The sequence below is a fragment of the Pseudomonas sp. PME37.24/006 genome, assembly GCF_055556635.1.
The window spans coordinates 691883-709395 of record NZ_JBVHNL010000001.1 but is presented as its reverse complement, the minus strand read 5'-3'; the positions used below and the strand labels follow the sequence as shown (position 1 = coordinate 709395).

Annotated in this window: 15 protein-coding genes; 6 read left to right on the top strand and 9 right to left on the bottom strand. The window is 60.0% G+C overall.

From position 1 onward, the window contains the following. Positions 1-62: 62 nt before the first annotated feature. A complete protein-coding gene (locus tag ACZ3GY_RS03260) occupies positions 63-545 on the bottom strand; it encodes a glutathione peroxidase (protein WP_463563906.1) in 483 nt (160 codons plus the stop codon). A 137-nt stretch (positions 546-682) separates the two neighbouring features. Beyond that, on the bottom strand, positions 683-1168 hold the full coding sequence (locus ACZ3GY_RS03255; protein ID WP_225834595.1) for an FKBP-type peptidyl-prolyl cis-trans isomerase: 486 nt from the start codon (positions 1166-1168) through the stop codon (positions 683-685). Between ACZ3GY_RS03255 and ACZ3GY_RS03250 the strand changes: the two genes are divergently transcribed. From ACZ3GY_RS03250 to yihG, 4 genes are all read left to right on the top strand, one after another. Next, positions 1061-1459, top strand: coding sequence for a DUF3565 domain-containing protein (locus ACZ3GY_RS03250; protein ID WP_463563905.1), 399 nt, complete (start codon positions 1061-1063; stop codon positions 1457-1459). The genes ACZ3GY_RS03255 and ACZ3GY_RS03250 overlap by 108 nt on opposite strands. 10 nt (positions 1460-1469) lie before the next feature. Further along, positions 1470-2654 carry an acetate kinase gene (locus ACZ3GY_RS03245; protein WP_463563904.1) on the top strand — a complete coding sequence of 395 codons (1185 nt, stop codon included), beginning with the start codon at positions 1470-1472 and terminating at the stop codon, positions 2652-2654. Between the two features lie 14 nt (positions 2655-2668). After that, the gene (pta, locus tag ACZ3GY_RS03240) at positions 2669-4762 is read left to right on the top strand and encodes a phosphate acetyltransferase (protein ID WP_463563903.1); all 2094 of its coding nucleotides are present in this window, start codon (positions 2669-2671) and stop codon (positions 4760-4762) included. 135 nt (positions 4763-4897) lie between these two features. Next, positions 4898-5797 carry a 1-acylglycerol-3-phosphate O-acyltransferase, YihG family gene (gene yihG / locus ACZ3GY_RS03235; protein ID WP_465908919.1) on the top strand — a complete coding sequence of 300 codons (900 nt, stop codon included), beginning with the start codon at positions 4898-4900 and terminating at the stop codon, positions 5795-5797. A gap of 4 nt (positions 5798-5801) precedes the next feature. Here the strand turns inward: yihG and ACZ3GY_RS03230 are convergent, their stop codons facing one another. The 6 genes from ACZ3GY_RS03230 to ACZ3GY_RS03205 all read right to left on the bottom strand — a co-directional run bounded on the left by ACZ3GY_RS03230 (position 5802) and on the right by ACZ3GY_RS03205 (position 14321). Next, positions 5802-7124 (bottom strand): GGDEF domain-containing response regulator, encoded by a 1323-nt coding sequence (locus ACZ3GY_RS03230; protein ID WP_465908918.1) that lies wholly within the window; start codon positions 7122-7124, stop codon positions 5802-5804. A 183-nt stretch (positions 7125-7307) separates the two neighbouring features. Next, complete coding sequence (locus ACZ3GY_RS03225; protein WP_463563900.1) at positions 7308-7964, bottom strand: YiaD family glycine zipper/OmpA-like lipoprotein; 657 nt, start codon at positions 7962-7964, stop codon at positions 7308-7310. Between the two features lie 128 nt (positions 7965-8092). Continuing rightward, complete coding sequence (locus tag ACZ3GY_RS03220) at positions 8093-8737, bottom strand: MBL fold metallo-hydrolase (RefSeq protein WP_463563899.1); 645 nt, start codon at positions 8735-8737, stop codon at positions 8093-8095. 326 nt (positions 8738-9063) lie between these two features. After that, entirely contained in the window at positions 9064-10431 is a 1368-nt protein-coding gene (locus ACZ3GY_RS03215; RefSeq protein ID WP_465908916.1) for a DUF1329 domain-containing protein, read from the bottom strand. Positions 10432-10459: 28 nt separating this feature from the next. Then, the gene (locus ACZ3GY_RS03210) at positions 10460-12412 is read right to left on the bottom strand and encodes a DUF1302 domain-containing protein (RefSeq protein ID WP_463563898.1); all 1953 of its coding nucleotides are present in this window, start codon (positions 12410-12412) and stop codon (positions 10460-10462) included. Positions 12413-12638: 226 nt separating this feature from the next. Further along, on the bottom strand, positions 12639-14321 hold the full coding sequence (locus ACZ3GY_RS03205) for a fatty acid--CoA ligase (protein ID WP_465908915.1): 1683 nt from the start codon (positions 14319-14321) through the stop codon (positions 12639-12641). A 187-nt stretch (positions 14322-14508) separates the two neighbouring features. On the opposite strand from ACZ3GY_RS03205, the gene ACZ3GY_RS03200 reads away from it, so the two are divergent. Further along, complete coding sequence (locus ACZ3GY_RS03200; protein ID WP_465908914.1) at positions 14509-15684, top strand: thiolase family protein; 1176 nt, start codon at positions 14509-14511, stop codon at positions 15682-15684. Between the two features lie 32 nt (positions 15685-15716). On the opposite strand, the gene ACZ3GY_RS03195 is transcribed toward ACZ3GY_RS03200, so the two are convergent. Continuing rightward, positions 15717-16346 carry a LysE family transporter gene (locus ACZ3GY_RS03195; protein ID WP_463563895.1) on the bottom strand — a complete coding sequence of 210 codons (630 nt, stop codon included), beginning with the start codon at positions 16344-16346 and terminating at the stop codon, positions 15717-15719. 146 nt (positions 16347-16492) lie between these two features. Here ACZ3GY_RS03195 and ACZ3GY_RS03190 point away from each other — a divergent pair, with 146 nt between their 5' ends. After that, positions 16493-17458: a 2-hydroxyacid dehydrogenase gene (locus ACZ3GY_RS03190; RefSeq protein ID WP_465908913.1), complete on the top strand. Its 966-nt coding sequence runs from the start codon at positions 16493-16495 to the stop codon at positions 17456-17458. The last annotated feature ends 55 nt before the right edge of the window (positions 17459-17513 follow it).

Genomic DNA, 17513 nt, shown 5'->3' with positions numbered 1-17513 from the left:
GTGCTGAGGCCAGGCAGCAACAGTACACAGGAAAAGGCCGCCAACCAGGCGGCCTCTTTTATTCAGGCCAACGCTTTCTCGATGGCCTGAATCAGGGCAGGATCATCAGGTGCAGTACGCGGCGAGAAGCGCGCCAGCACGCGACCATCCTGACCGACCAGAAACTTTTCGAAATTCCAGGTGATGTCACCGGGGAACTCAGCCCCCTCGCCCGCCAGCAGCCGATACAGCGGGTGACGACCGCTACCGTTGACCTCCAGCTTGCTGCTCAGCGGAAAGGTGACGCCGTAGTTCAAGCTGCAGAACTGGGCGATTGCCGACTCGCTGTCCGGCTCCTGGCCCGCGAACTGGTTGCACGGCACACCCAGCACACTGAAACCCTGCGCAGCATAGGCCTGCTGCAAATGCTCCAGCCCCGCATACTGAGGTGTGAGCCCGCATTTTGAGGCGACGTTGACCACCAGCAAGACCTGGCCTTTGAACGGTGCCAGGGGCAGCTCCTGGCCATCCAGTGCGTGCAGTGTCAAGTCGTGAAAGGCGCTCATGGTGTGCTCCGGGTAACGCGAAAACAGATAAAAAATAGACAAAAAAAGCGCCTGAAAAGGCGCCTTTTCGTGGCTGCAGCTTAGCAGTCACGGATGACCAGCGGCCAGCAGCGAAAGATCGACTGCCGACATACGGATCAGTGGTGATGACCACCTTCGCCGTGCACGTGACCGTGGGCGACTTCTTCGGCGCTGGCATCACGCACGTCGACGATCTTGACGGCGAAGGTCAGGCGTTGGCCGGCCAGCGGGTGGTTACCGTCGACGATCACGTCGTCTCCGTCCAGCTCGCGGACAGTGACGATCTGCATCCCGCCATCCGGGCCGGAGGCATGGAACTGCATACCGACTTCCAGCTCATCGACGCCTTCGAACATCGAGCGGTTCAAGGTGGCGACCAATTCGGCACTATATTCGCCGTAGGCTTCTTCGGGCTCGACGGAGACGTTCACTTCGTCACCGGCCTGTTTGCCGACCAGCGCCTTCTCAAGGCCGACGATGATGTTGCCAGCGCCGTGCAGGTAAACCAGCGGCGCGCCGCCAGCGGAACTATCGATTACCTCACCGGCATCGTTGGTCAGGGTATAGTCGATGGAAACGGCCTTGTTGGCGGCGATCTGCATGGGGCGAACCTTTTGCTCGAGGAAAATGAACGTGAGATTGTAACCAAGGGACGATGCGAAAGCGACCCAACCCCAGACGGGCGGGCCGCACCGGGCATTACCCTGGTCGGTTTTGAGCAGGATCACGACGGCTACTGGGTGGCTGTCTTATCTTGTGGCCATACTCAACACCTGCGCCATCAGCCTCCCTGGCAAAATCGCGCCTGGGTGCTCGATGCCGCGCAACGGCGCGCACGTATCGGCACGAACTTCACCTGTGGCTGGTGTGTCGGAGCGCTAGCCGAACGCTAAGGACTTCTGAATGCCCGCACGCAATATTCTGGTGATCAACTGCGGTAGCTCCTCCATCAAATTCGCCCTGGTCGACCCCGACCAGAAAACGTTCGCCATCAGCGGACTGGCGGAACGTCTCGGCAGTGCGGACGCCGTGCTGCACTGGCAACGCGATGACATAAAGCACAGCCAGGCGATTCCCAGAGACGACCACCGCGCGGCTCTGGCTCATCTGCTGCAACGTGTGCAGGAAGCCACCGGTGGTCATCTGCATGGCATCGGCCACCGCGTGGTGCACGGCGGCGAACACTTCACCAGTGCCCAGCGTCTGGACGGTCAAGTGATCGCGGCGATTCGTGCCGTAGCGCCTCTGGCCCCCCTGCACAACCCAGCGGGCTTGCTGGGTATCGAAGCGGCGCTGGCGCTGTACCCGCAGTTGCCCCAGGTTGCCGTATTCGATACAGCCTTTCACCAGAGCCTGCCCGAGCATGCCTTCCGCTACGCGGTGCCGGAGAATCTGTACCGCGACCACGGCGTGCGCCGTTACGGCTTTCATGGCACCAGCCACCGTTTCGTCAGTGCCCGCGCAGCCGAGCTGACCGGCCTGCCCGTCGACGACAGCGCCTGGCTAGTCGCTCACCTGGGCAATGGCTGCTCGACCTGCGCGGTGGTCAACGGCCAGAGCCGCGACACCAGCATGGGCCTGACGCCTCTGGAAGGCTTGGTGATGGGTACCCGCAGCGGTGATGTCGACCCCAACCTGCACAGCCATCTATCCCGTACGCTGGGCTGGAGCCTGGAGCAGATCGATCGCATGCTCAATCACGATAGCGGCCTGCTTGGCCTATCCGGCCTGTCCAACGACATGCGCAGCCTGGAACAGGCCCGTAATGAAGGGCATGCCGGCGCGACCCTGGCCATCGAAGTGTTCTGCTATCGCCTGGCCAAATCCCTGGCGGCCATGAGCTGCGCTCTGCCGCGCCTGGACGGGCTGATATTCACCGGCGGCATCGGCGAAAACTCACCGCTAATTCGTAGCAAGACGGTCGCACACCTGAGCCTGCTCGGCCTGAAACTGGACGAAACCGCTAATGAGCGCTGCCTGCGTGGCGTCAGCGGCCCTATCCATGCGCAAGACCATATTCGGGTGCTGGTGGTGCCCACCAACGAAGAGCGCCAGATCGCCCTCGACACATTGGCGCTGCTCGACTGACCACGGAGAACCCCATGCACACCTTCTTCATCTCACCGACCGGCTTCGGCGTCGGCCTCACATCCATCAGCCTGGGCCTGGTTGGCGCGCTTGAGCGCGCCGGCCTCAAGGTCGGCTTCTTCAAGCCCATCGCCCAGCCGCACCAGGGCGATGCCGGCCCGGAACGCTCCAGCGAGCTGGTTGCCCGAACCCACGGCTTGCATTCTCCCAAACCGCTGGCCCTGGCCCATGTCGAGCGACGCCTCGGCGATGGCGATCTGGACGAACTGCTCGAGGAAATCATCAGCCTCTATCAAGAGGCCGCCAAGGACAAGGACGTGGTGATCGTGGAAGGCATGGTGCCAACGCGCCAGGCCAGTTACGCGGCCCGGGTCAACTTCCACCTGGCCAAGAGCCTGGATGCCGACGTGATCCTGGTTTCCGCGCCGGAGCAGGAAAGCCTCAGTGAGCTATGCGACCGCGTGGAAATCCAAGCCCAGCAGTTCGGTGGGCCGAAAGACCCCAAGGTGCTCGGGGTGATCCTCAACAAAGTCCGCAGTGACGACGGCCTGGACGCGTTCGCCGCACGCCTGCGCGAACACTCGTCGCTGTTGCGTCACCCGGAATTCCGCCTACTCGGCTGCATTCCCTGGCTCGACGAACTGAATGCACCGCGCACCCGCGATATCGCCGAACTGCTTGGTGCCCGCGTGCTCAACGCCGGCGACTATGAACAGCGACGCATGCTGAAGATCGTCCTCTGCGCTCGCGCCGTGGCCAACACCGTGCAGTTGCTCAAGCCAGGCACGCTGGTAGTCACGCCGGGCGACCGCGACGACATCATTCTCGCCGCCAGCCTGGCGGCCATGAACGGCATGCCGCTGGCCGGTCTGCTGCTGTGCAGCGACTTCGCTCCCGACCCGCGCATCATGGAGCTGTGCCGTGGCGCGCTGCAAAGCGGCCTGCCAGTGATGACTGTGAGCACCGGCTCCTACGACACCGCCACCAACCTGAATCGCCTGAACAAGGAGATTCCGGTCGACGACAAGGAGCGCGCCGAGAAGGTCGCCGATTTCGTCGCCAGCCACCTCGACCACGACTGGCTCGCTGCTCGCTGCGGCAGCCCTCGTGAATTGCGCCTTTCGCCCCCCGCATTCCGCTATCAACTGGTGCAGCAGGCCAAGGCCGCGAACAAGCGCATTGTCCTACCCGAAGGCGCGGAGCCTCGCACCGTACAGGCTGCCGCCATCTGTCAAACTCGTGGTATCGCCCGCTGCGTGCTGCTGGCCAAACCCGAAGAAGTCCATACGGTGGCTCAGGCACTTGGCATCGAACTGCCACCAGGCCTGGAAATCCTCGACCCGGATCTGATCCGCGAGCGTTACGTCGAGCCGATGGTCGAGCTGCGTAAGGGCAAAGGCCTCAACGCGCCCATGGCAAGCGCCCAACTGGAAGACACGGTGGTGCTGGGCACCATGATGCTGGCTCTGGACGAGGTCGACGGTCTGGTATCCGGCGCCGTGCACACCACCGCAAACACCATTCGCCCGGCCTTGCAGTTGATCAAGACCGCACCCGGCTACAACCTGGTGTCTTCGGTGTTCTTCATGCTGCTGCCGGATCAGGTGCTGGTCTACGGTGACTGCGCGGTCAACCCGGATCCCAATGCCGAGCAACTGGCCGAAATCGCGCTGCAAAGCGCCAGCTCGGCCCAAGCCTTTGGCATTCCTCCGCGCGTGGCCATGCTCAGCTATTCCACCGGGGATTCCGGTAGTGGCGAGGAAGTGGAGAAGGTTCGCGAGGCGACCCGCCTGGCCCGTCAGGCCAACCCGGATCTGCTCCTCGACGGCCCTTTGCAGTACGACGCCGCGGCCATCGAGAGCGTCGGCCGGCAGAAGGCTCCCAACAGCCCGGTGGCAGGTCGCGCCACAGTATTCATTTTCCCCGATCTGAATACTGGCAATACCACCTACAAGGCGGTGCAGCGCAGCGCTGACTGCATCAGTGTCGGCCCTATGCTGCAGGGCCTGCGCAAGCCGGTGAACGACCTGTCCCGCGGGGCGCTGGTCGACGACATCGTCTTCACCATCGCGCTCACCGCCATTCAGGCCGCCAACATGCGCCAGTGAGGTGCAGCCACTTCGAACGCGGCCAATGCGGCTCGCGTTCGGATCGGCTTGCAGTTCCATCACCAATCGTTAACCTGTGCGGAAATTGCCCCGCAGCCATGCACGGGGCCCAACCTGCAAGAGGTTCGAGCGTCCATGCTGCACTTTCTGCCTGCCCAATTACTCGGCCTGCTGGGCAGCGCCCTGCTAGCCCTCAATACCCTGTTCTGGTGCTGGCCGCTGTTTGCCGTCACGCTGCTGCGCATCATCCTACCGTTGACTGTAATACAGCGCGGGTGCGACCGACTGATGACCTTCATCCACGAAGGCTGGATCAGCTGCAACAAGGTCTGGATGCAGCTTCTGGGCAACACTCGGTGGCACATCGAAGGGGCGCAGGGTTTCGACTATCAGCACTCCTACCTGGTAACCAGCAACCACCAAAGCTGGGTGGATATCCTGGTGCTGCAATACCTGTTCAACCGGCGTATTCGCCCGCTGAAATTCTTCCTCAAGCAGGAGTTGATCTGGGTGCCGGTGATCGGGCTGTGCTGGTGGGCGCTCGGTTTCCCGTTCATGAAGCGCTACTCCAAGGAATACCTGGCCAAACACCCGGAAAAAAAGGGCAAGGATCTGCAGACCACGCGGCGTACCTGCGCCAAGTTCCGACACAACCCGGTGGGCATCTTCAACTTCGTCGAGGGCACGCGTCTGACGCCGGCCAAGCACCGAGAGCAGCAATCACCCTACCGTTACCTGCTCAAGCCCAAAGCGGGTGGCCTCGCCTTTGTACTCGACGCCATGGGCGAGCAACTGCACGGCATCATCAACGTCACGCTGCATTATCCCAAGGGCAGCCCAGGATTCTGGGCGCTGCTCAGCGGCCAACTGGAGGACGTGGTGGTGCTCATCGAACAGCTACCGATCCCCGCGCACTTCATCGGCCGCGCTTATGATCAGGACGAAGCCTATCGCAAGGAATTCCAGCAATGGATCAACGCGCTCTGGCAGGAAAAGGACAGTCAGTTGGCACGGTTGCATCAGCAGCATCCATGAGCACTCAGCTCACCGGAAGCACATCGGAGCGGTAAAAGCAGAATTGCCGCCGCCCTCCTCGCTTGGCCGCGTACATTGCGGTATCTGCTGCGCGCATCACCTCTTCGATGGTTTTGCCATCGGCGGGCAATAACGCGATACCGATACTGACACCAAGACGGAACAATTCGCCTTGGAAACTCTGCTCGCTGGACACCTGCTCAATCAACTTCTCTGCCACGGATGCAGCATCAGTCGGGCCGCCCAGGCTGTCGATGATCACCGTGAACTCGTCGCCACCAATCCGCGCCAGATGGTCGTAAGGCCTGAGGCAGGTCTTGAGCTGAACACTGACCCAGCGCAACACCTGATCACCCCTCTCATGGCCCAGGGTGTCGTTGATGTGCTTGAAGCCATCCAGGTCGAGATAAAGTAACGCGGCGCTCTGGCCCGTGCGCTCGTTACGCGAAATAGCGGCCTGTAGCTCTTGGAGAAATCCGCGTCGGTTGAGCAAACCCGTCAAGGCATCAGTGATGGCCAGTGACTCGAGCTGGTGATGCAGGTCGCGCACCACCGACATGTCCAGCGCCAGCAGAATCATCGCGTTCTGGTCATCCGGCAAAGGTGAGCAGGACAGCGCTACTGGCACGCTATGTCCATCCCGGGTACGCAGGTTGGCATCATGCATGCGCAGGTTTTCCCGACGCTGCCAATGCTGGTAGAAGCTCGATGTCTGCCAGGGCTCCTCGCGAGGTGTATCGATCCAGGCCAGCAACTCGCTGCCGGCAAGTTCGCCATCCTGGCAGCCAAGCATTCTGGTGATCGCCGGGTTGGCGAAGCGCACGCGTCCATCGTCCCCCACCACCATGATGCCTTCGGCGGTATTGTCCAGAATCGACGCATTGAAGGCGCGCTCGCGCTCCAATTGCTGGCTCAGGCGTAACAGGCCGCTGCGATACTGCTCATGTTCGAGCAGTGCCCGCACCTTGTGCAGCAGGATCGCCGGCTGCACCGGCTTGGAAATGAAATCCACCGCACCGGCGCCGTAACCCTGACTGAGAACGTCATCGGTCTGGATCATCCCGGAGATGAAGATGATCGGCGTGAAGCGCGTGCGCGAATCATCACGCATGCGCCGCGCCACCTCGAAACCGTCCATGCGTGGCATCTGCACATCGAGCAGCACCAGGCCCACATGACCTTGCGCCAGAAATTCAAGGGCCTTGGCACCGGAGTCGACGCAATGCACTGGCCGGCCAATCTCCTCCAGTAGCTCCTGCATGTCCTCCAGATTGTCCCAGCGGTCATCGACGACAAGGATTACCAGCGTCTCATCCTGATCCTGCACACCTACCTCCATGGCCACGACTGCGTACCAAGGCGGGTGCCCGACATCGACCACCGCGCATGACGTTCGACTATTGCTCCACACAGTCTAGCCACGCCCGGCAACATATCCACGTACACGAGAGCAGAATCGCAGGCATGAAAAACCCCGCCGAGGCGGGGTTTTCAGATGAACCTGCAGCCGTTACAGCGGACGCAGATTGATCTCTACACGACGGTTCTGCGCGCGACCCGCTTCGTTAGCGTTGCTGGCAATCGGCTGGTTCGGGCCAGCGCCGTAGGCAGAGATGCGCGACGCTGGAACCCCATTGGCCGACAGGTACGACGCCACGCTCTGAGCACGACGCGTTGACAGGTTCTGGTTCAGGTCAGCGGAACCGGTGCTATCGGTATGACCGACGATGTTCACGCCGTTCTTGTTGAACTCCTTGAAGGTCAGTACCAGGGAATTCAGCGTCGGGTAGAAGCTACCGGAGATGTCCGCCGAGTTGCTGGCAAAGGTGATATTGCCTGGCATGATCAGGGTCAGATCGTCGCCATTGCGCTGCACCTGAACGCCCGTGCCTTGCAATTGCTGCCGCAGCTTGGCTTCCTGGGTATCGACGTAGTAGCCATAGCCACCGCCCGCGGCGCCACCTACGGCCGCACCGATCAATGCGCCCTTGGTACGATCCTTCTTGCTAGAGGTCGCGGCACCAACCGCGGCGCCTGCCAGGGCACCAACGCCACCATAAATCCCGGCCTTGCCAGCCTGGCTTTCGCCGGTATAGGGGTTGGCCGTACAGCCGGACAGAATGGCGAGTACAGCGGTCGCGGCGACCAGAAAGCGGTACTTCTTCATGAACGAATCCTTTGTATTGTTGCGTGTAGTAACAGACCTTTGCCCGCGGGTTCGAGCCACCAAACAGGGCCAAGTTCCCGACCAAGCCTAACAATCAAACTGGTAAAAATCTGTAAACGCTTGTTTTTTCAAGCACGCACGAATGGATTTTCACGCATCTCGTCACCTAACCGAGTGTCCGCACCATGGCCGGTCACTACGGTGGCGTCCTCATCCAGGCTATACAAACGGCGCTTGATGGAGCGTTCGATGGCGGCATAGTCCCCGCCCCACAAATCGGTGCGACCAATACCTCGACGGAACAGCGTATCGCCGGCAATCAGCAGCTTGGCCGCGGGAAACCAGAAGCTCATGGAGCCTGGCGTATGCCCCGGCGTGTGCAGTGCGACGCCACACCCACAGGCCAATTCCTCGTCATCCGCCAGCCAATGATCCGGTGCAGGAACAGGCGTGTAAGGCACACCGAACATTTGGCACTGCATCTCCAGGTTCTCCCAGAGAAACTGGTCGTCCTTGTGCAGGTGCAGCGTCGCCCCGGTTTTCTCTTTCATCTGCCCCGAGGCGAGAAAGTGATCGAGATGAGCGTGGGTGTGAATGATGCTCACAACCTTCAAGCCCAGCACCTCCAAGCGCGCCATGATCAACTCAGGATTGCCGCCTGGATCGACCACGATGGCTTTGCCAGTCAGTGGGTCGCCAATGATGGTGCAGTTGCACTGCAAAGGCCCGACGGGGAAGGTTTCGCGAATGAGAGCTGGCGGTGTGGTTTGCATGGGTGTTCCTGTAAAGCTGCTGGCGGGCCAAGCGCAGATTCTAGCCGCAAAGGATTCGGGCAGTGGAGCAGCCTTGCTCGGATCAAAAGAACGAGGCCGCGGTGATGTAGATCGATGAGCCGGTAGTTGAGCCCCCCGCCCCGGATTCTTCAGAGCGTCGGATCCGCAGCCTGAATTATTCAAATGCCGCTGAATCGCACAGCCGTGGCAATCCTTCAGCGCCGCACACGGAAATCGGTATGCAAACACTCCTGTTCGATACAAAACATTTGCAGCAGGCAAGAAAAAGCCGGCCCCAAGGCCGGCTTTTCCATCACTCACCTGGATCAGCGAACGCCAGACTGACGCAACGCTGCCGGCGTGTAATCACTTTCTTTAGCAGGGAAGTCGAACTGGTAAGCACGCTTCTCTTCGTTCTTCAGACCCAGAGCCAAGTAACGCCCGGACAGCAGGTCATAAATGGCCTCCACGGCATACCAGGGAACTTGCTTGTCGTAGTAATACTGAGCGTGAGACTCAGCTACACGCCACAGTGTGCCGCGACCATCGTAGTGATCGATGGCAGCAGCTTGCCAGGTATCTTCGTCGATGTAGAAGTCGCGCTTGGCGTAGATGTGGCGCTCGCCCTGCTTCAAGGTAGCGGTCACATGCCAGACGCGGTGCAGCTCATAGCGGGTCAGATCCGGGTTCAAGTGCCCAGCCTTGACGATATCGCTGTACTTCAGTTTCGGCGAATCAATGCGGTAGCTGTTGTAAGGAATGTAGATTTCCTTCTTGCCCAGCAACTGCCAGTCATAACGATCCGGCGAACCGTTGTACATATCCAGGTTGTCCGAGGTACGCAGGCCATCGGCTGCAGTACCCGGGCCGTCATAGGACACCTGCGGTGCACGACGCACGCGACGCTGGCCGGCGTTGTACAGCCACGCCATGCGCGGCTCCTTCACCTGGTCGATAGTCTCATGCACCAGCAACACGTTGCCGGCCAGACGCGAAGGCGCCGTTACCCGCTGCTTGAAGTAGAACAGGATATTGCTCGGCTGACTGGTATCAACACCGGGCATCTGCGCACGGAAAGCAAACTCCTCCTGCAAGCTGACCGGGCTGAACGAGCCATTGGCCTGCGGCGTTACCTGCACCACGTTGCGCTGCACGCTGGCACCACGGTAGCGGGTGATGTGGTTCCAGATCGCCTCTAGACCGTCCTTGGGGATGGGGAATGGATTGCCCATCTGGAAGTTCTGCAAACCACTACCGCCTGGCAGCAGTGTGGTATTCGTCGCATTGTTTTTGGTCGCAGCGATGATGTTGTCCGGAACCGTTGCCGTCCGATGGGTCGTAAACACCGGCATGCGATAGGTTTCCGGGTAACGCTTGAACATCGCGTATTGCCCAGGTGTGAGCTTGTTTTTGTACTGCTCGACGTTCTGCGCCGTGATGATGAACAGTGGCTTCTCGTTAGGGAACGGGTCAGCCAGGAACCCACCAGCGTCTACGGCGCCCGCATTGACCGGCAACCCGCCGGTCCATGCTGGGATGCTGCCATCAGCATTACCAGCCTTCTCTGCACCGAGCGGCGTCAGCGTGCTACCCAGCTTGGCCGCCTCGTCCGAAGACACTGCCGCCATCACGCCACAGGCCAGCAGCGACAAGGTCAGAGCGCCGGTCTGTAACAGTCTTTTTGTTGTGTTCATAAATGCATTTTCCTATGAATACGGGCGCTTAGAAGCTCATACCGAAGCTGAGGGCCAGGAAGTCGCGGTCAACCAGAGTGTTGTATTTGCCACCGAAGAAGTCTGTATAAGCCAAGCTTGCGGTATAGGTGTTCTGATATTCGGCATCCAGACCGAGACTAGCCGCCTTGGCACCTTCAGTGAACAAACCATTAGGGCCGTAGCCACTAACGTCATGAGACCAGGCGACATTGGGTTTGAGGTTCACGCCAGCGAAAACATCCGGATATTCCCAGATGGCGCGCGCGCGATAGCCCCACGAGGTGCTGGTAACGAAACCGTCATTCTCACAGTAGCGACTAACATTCTTGCCACTAGCACCGCCCAAAGTACTTTGGTTCAGAGTTGCACACCTGTTATTAGGTAAAGGGCCTGGGCCATATACTGGATCGCGGCCGTAACGTGCTTTGTCAGTACTTTCCAAACCGCCAACATGAGTTACCCCGAGCTCACCAACCAGAGTAAAGCGCGACGCTCCCATTACTTGGTCGAAGAAGTGCGTCAACGTTGTCTGGAACTGAGTGATTTCCTTGCGACGATAACCATGCTGATCCATACCCGGGGTGCCCGGGAGAACCGAAACATCCGGATCCAACGGGGTCAGACCCGAATAAAGAATATCGGTACTATTCAGTTGTACTGGCGCATTAGGCCGGTAGCTGAGTTCACCACTCCAAGCAGTACCAGTAGGCAAGGTGGTAGAGAAGCTAAGGCCATACAGTTGAATATCTTCGGGATATTCCATGAAGTAGTTGCTATTACCCGCTACCAACCCGCTCGCTGCACCGCTGCCTGCTGCAGCTGCAGCAGCCGGAATGGCCGCAAAGCATGCTGGTTGGTTAGCAGGAGGCAAAGCAGCACATTGCGCGATGAGTTGCCCAGCAACTGCACCACCTACAGCTTGTCCGACCCCCGTAGCTGCAGCATAAGCTGCCCCTGGGGCCCCCTGCGCACTAAAAATAGGCGCCCGGCTGTGGTAGTTCATGAAATAGGCGCCAAACTCTGTATCAAGCGGCTCGAAATAGTATCTGAACGCAGTTCCCCACTGACCACTATCTCGCGCATCGCGATCACCAGAACGAGGGACGATGACGCCTTCAGAAGTTGTTTGGTAACCAAAGCCCGCTCCCGCAGCTATGGGTGAAAACTGCCCCAATGCCGGCGATAAGACCGCCAGGTTATTGTTACAACCATCTGCCGCGATATCAGCTTGCGAGAAGAAGGTTCCACAGTTATCGACTACGGTCTGATCCCACTCCAATTGATAGAACGCTTCGACTGACAGGTTGTTGGTCAGACTTTGCGAAACGTAGAACATATTGACCGGAATCAGACCTTCTTTGACTTCGGCTCCCGGGCGGCGAAATGCAGATACATCGATGGGGTTGATCGCATTGATACTATTCAGAATGAAAGTGCTCTCCCCCCAGCTCACCACCTGCTTGCCTAAGCGAACCGAACCTGGCTGATCAGCAATGGAGTAGTTGTGGTAAACAAATGCATCGAGCAGTTCGGCACCAGAGGACTTTGCACCCTCTTTGCGATTGGAATCACTAATATCTTTAAACTCGCGGCCTTCATCCTTGAGCTCAAAGTCGTACCAGTACTTACCGCGGACGAAAATACCGGTATCACCATACTTGAGTTCGAGGTCATGGATACCTTTGAAGATTTTCGAAAAGGTTTTCCCGCGTCTGAAATTCAGATGACCATCATCGGAAGTCTGCGATAGGCCATCGCCACCATTATTGGAACCGATCAGGTTGCTATCAGCTTTGGACGTCGACCAACTGGCCCCTACCGACAGCGACGAATCGAATTGCCCTTCGATCTCCCCGATATTGAAATTGACGGCGAATGCCGGACTGGCGAGAGCTGATGCGAGGCTGACGGCCAGCGGCAGTTTTGCCAGACGCCAGAACGGCCTTGTTGTGTTGGTCATCGACGCTACTCCATTTGTTTTTGTTATGGCTGATTGACTATAGCCAGCGAGCTTTGCCAAGTGATCACCCTAAAGAGTGCTTTACAGTGCTCGAGACACTCTGGCTCGCAGGTTTCGACGGATCAGTCCCATCCGTGACAAGCCAAGAATGGCTTGAAACCAGCAATTAGCAAGCCAAACGCTTGTTTGACTGATCAGTCACATTTTTGGCGTTGAAATTCGTGCCTTACAGGGTCGACAGAAACTCACTTCCTGCCGCCTGCCATTGCCCGATGTCGACGCGAATACGCTTTTTGTCCAGCTTGCCCACACTGGTCTTGGGAACTTCGGTAACAAGCGCGACCTGAGTGGGAATGGCCCACTTGTTTATGTGGCCTTGTTCGACGAAAGGCGTGAGGTGCTCCTTGAGAATTCTAGCGTCCAGCGCCTGCCCCTCCTTCGCCACCACCAGCGCGAACGGCCGCTCGCCCCACTGCGGATCGGCCACGCCAACCACCGCGACTTCACGCACTGCAGGATGGCGACTGATCAGGTCTTCCAGCTCCAGCGAGGAGATCCACTCACCACCGGTCTTGATCACATCTTTGATGCGGTCGCGAATGTCGATGAAGCCCATGGCGTCCAGGGTCGCCACATCGCCGGTGTGCATCCAGCCATGCGCCCACAGCTCTTCGCTCTTTTCCGGCTCGCGGTGGTAGCCCTGGGTCAGCCAGGGGGAGCGCAATACCAGTTCACCTTGGGTTTCGCCATCGTTTGGTAGTCGCTGGCCGTCGGCGTCCATGATCGCCGCCTCCACCAGGGGCACCGGGATGCCGGCCTTGATGCGATAGGTGATGCGCTCGTCTTCACTGCCGGCAAGCAACTCCTCGTTGAGGTAACTACAGGAAATCAGCGGGCAGGTTTCCGACATGCCATAGGCTGCAGTGAGCTGGATGCCGCTGGTCTTGGCTGCGTCATACAGCGCGCGATTCAGGGCGCTGCCACCGATGATGATCTTCAGCCCCTTGAAATCGTAACCCTGGGCACCGGGGGCGCTGAGCAGCATCTGCAGAATGGTCGGCACGCAGTGGGAGAAGGTCACCTGCTCACCCTTGATCAGCTTGCAGAGCATTTCCGGCTCGTAACGCCCCGGATAGACCTGCTTCACCCCCAGCAAGGTGGCGACATAGGGTACGCCCCAGGCATGTACGTGGAACATCGGCGTGATCGGCATGTACACATCATCGCTACCCATCAGGCGGATGCTGTCCAGGCTGCCGACGGTGCAAGCCATGGACAGAGTGTGCAGCACCAACTGGCGATGGGTGAAGTACACACCCTTGGGGTTGCCGGTTGTCCCCGTGGTGTAGAAGGTAGTGGCCACCGAGTTCTCATCGAAGTCGGCGAATTCGTATGCCGGGCTGGCAGCCGCCAGCAGTGTTTCGTACTCGCCAACCAGGTTTGGCAGCTCTGCACGGGAGTCGTCACCATCGGTCAGCAGTAGCGTGCCGGTGACACCGGTGAGCTGATCGGCAATGCCTTGGTAAAGCGTCACGAAATCACTGTTGACCAGTACGAAACGGTCGTCGGCGTGGTTCATGGTGTAGAGGATCTGCTCGGGTGACAGGCGAATATTGATGGTATGCAGCACCGCACCGATCATCGGCACCGCGAACATGCACTCCAGATAGCGGTGGCTGTCCCAGTCCATCACAGCCACCGTATCCCCAGCCTTGACCCCTGCCTGACCCAGCACGTTGGCCAGACGCGCCACCCGCTCGGCGAAGGTCGCGTAGCTGTAGCGCAAGGTGTCGCGATAGACGATCTCGCGGGTTTTCTCATAGCGACAGCCAGAGAACAGCAGGTGCTTGATCAGTAGCGGGTATTGATGGGCATTGGCAGCGGGAGGAATGATGCGGGTCTGCAGCATGGGCTCACCTGTTATGGACTATTGTGGGTAGCGACGATATGAAGCGAAACCAGGGTGTGTCTTGGCATCTCGGCCGACAGTACCGCGAGCACGAACCCGCTCAAATTAGTCGATAGGATGACTTTTCAACCCTAGCCCAAGACCACAGTGCCTGTTTCGCCCCATTCCTGAAGATCGAGGTAAAAGCATGTCAGATATTGTCATCGTCAGCGGCGCACGCACGCCTATGGGGGGCTTCCAGGGCAGCCTGTCGACAGTCAGCGCCGTGGAGCTAGGCGCTACCGCGATCCGCGCAGCGGTAGCCAAAGCCGGTATCGCGCCAGCCGATGTGCAGGAAGTGATCATGGGCTGCGTGCTGCCCGCGGGCCTCAAACAGGGGCCGGCACGCCAGGCGTCATTGGCCGCCGGCCTGCCCAGCGCCACAGGCTGCACCACCCTCAACAAACTCTGTGGTTCCGGCATGAAAGCGGTGATGCTGGCCCACGACCTGATCAAGGCTGGTAGTAACGAGGTAATGATCGCCGGCGGCATGGAGAGCATGTCCAACGCCCCGTATCTTCTGCCGAAGGCGCGTGGTGGCCTGCGCATGGGCCATGGTGAGGTCAAGGATCACATGTTCTTCGACGGCCTGGAGGACGCCCGCACGGGCCGCCTGATGGGTTCATTCGCCCAGGAAACCGCGGATCGCTATGGCATAACCCGCGAAGCCATGGATGCCTATGCCATCGAATCGTTGCGCCGCGCACAGCAAGCCATGGCCTCGGGCTTGCTAGCGGAAGAGATCGCACCTGTCACGTTGACGACCCGCCAGGGCGACGTACAGGTGAGCGAAGACGAGCAACCGCTAAATGCCAGAATCGACCGCATTCCTAGCCTGAAGCCGGCCTTCAGCAAGGACGGCAGCATCACTGCAGCCAACGCAAGCTCGATCTCCGATGGCGCCAGCGCGCTGCTGCTGATGAGTGCCGAGCAGGCCGAGGCGCGCGGTCTCAAGCCGCTGGCTCGAATCGTCGCCCACGCAACGCAGAGCCAGGATCCCAGCGAGTTCACCCTCGCCCCGATCGGCGCCATCAGCAACCTGCTGCGCAAAACCGGCTGGCAGAAAGACCAGGTCGACCTGTTCGAGATCAACGAAGCTTTCGCCATGGTCAGCATGCTGGCCATCCGTGAACACGGCCTCGATCATGCCAAGGTGAACATCTACGGCGGTGCTTGCGCCCAAGGTCACCCGGTAGGCTCGACCGGCTCGCGGATCATCATCACGCTGATCAACGCACTGCGCCAAACCGGTGGTAAGCGCGGCATCGCCTCGCTGTGCATTGGAGGTGGCGAGGCGACGGCAATCGCCGTGGAAATCATCTAGCGCTCAGTGAAGGAGGAGCGCTCCTGCGCTCTTCACTTCAACTCGGTGAAGGCCAGTTTGATACCCAGGCCGACCAGCACGGCGCCCATCAGGCGATCGAACCAGTGGCCCATGCGGGCAAAGCCATCACGCACCCGCTGATGGCTGAACAGCATTGCGACCAGGCAGAACCACAGTGCGGTGGCCACGGCCAGGTAGACACCGTAACCGCCCTGAACCAGCAGCGGGGTGTGTGGGTTGATCACCACGGTAAACAGCGACAGGAAGAACAGCGTCGCCTTGGGGTTCAGGCCATTGGTGACGAAACCCGTGACGAAGGCCCCGCGAGGCGTTCGCGCAACCGCTGGAGCCTGATTCTGCGCGGCATCCGCAGTCGCCGGCCTGGCACGTAGCGCCTTGAAACCGATGTATAACAAGTAGGCGGCAGCCAACCACTTCAAGGCATTGAACAACACGATGGACTGGGAAACGATCAGGCCGATCCCCAGCAGCGAATACGCCACGTGAACGAAAATCCCCATGCCTACGCCCAGCGCGCAGAACACACCCGTGCGGCGACCGTGCGCCACGCTTTCGCGCACCACGATGGCGAAGTCCGGCCCGGGGCTGGCCACGGCCAGCAGGTGAATCAGGGCGACGGTGAAGAATTCCATCCAGTACATAGCGGCTCCGCATTGGGCTTCAAACTGTCGACGGCCTTCAATGGTCGAGCTTCACCCTTGGGGGGGTCAAGCTGCCGCAGACAGCGAACAGGTTCTGATAGGCTGCACTTTACTTCCCAACAAGACCGCCAGAAAAGGTACAGCTGATGAGCAAAACCGGCCGCGCAGTATTTCTCGACTATCGCTCCCTCGACTTAGGCGACCTGGACATGACTCCGCTGCGTGAGCAGTTCGCCGAGTTGGTACTACACGAGCGGAGCACGTCGGAACAGGTCACCGAACGACTGCAGGGCGCCCGCGTGGCAATCGTCAACAAGGCAGTGATCGACGCCTCGGTGCTCGCCGCTTGCCCGGATCTCGAGCTGGTACTGGTAACCGCCACCGGTACCAACAATGTCGACCTGGATGCCGCCCGGGCCCGTGGCGTCGCCGTCTGCAACTGCCAGGGTTACGGCACGCCCTCGGTCGCGCAGCACACCCTCACGCTGCTGCTCGCCCTGGCCACCAGCCTGACGGAGTACCAACGTGACATCCGCGCCGGTCGCTGGCAGCAATCACCGATGTTCTGCCTGCTCGACCACCCCATCATCGAGCTCGAAGGCAAGACCCTGGGCATGCTCGGTCATGGTGAACTCGGCGGTGCCGTTGCCCGGCTCGCCGAAGCCTTCGGTATGCGCGTGCTCTACGGGCAGTTGCCAGGCCGCCCGCCGCGGGCGGATCGCCTGCCGCTGGACGAACTGCTGCCCCAGGTCGATGCACTGACCCTGCATTGCCCGCTGACCGAGCAGACCCGCAACCTGATTACCGCCCGCGAGCTGGACTTGCTCAAGCCCGGTGCTTTCGTGATCAATACCGCCCGTGGTGGCCTTATCGACGAGCAGGCCCTGGCCGACGCCCTGCGTGCAGGCAAACTCGGCGGTGCAGCCACCGATGTGCTGACTCAGGAGCCGCCCCGTGATGGCAACCCGTTGCTGGCTGCCGACATTCCTCGCCTGATTATCACGCCCCATAGCGCCTGGGGCAGCCGCGAGGCGCGTCAGCGGATCGTCGGGCAACTGGCGGAAAATGCGGCAGGCTTTTTGTCAGGGCAGGCAAAGCGCCAAGTGAACTAAAGGCTCTGCCCTTCGCTGGCAGCTTTGGGCTTGCAGCTTGAAGCCGGCGCCCCTA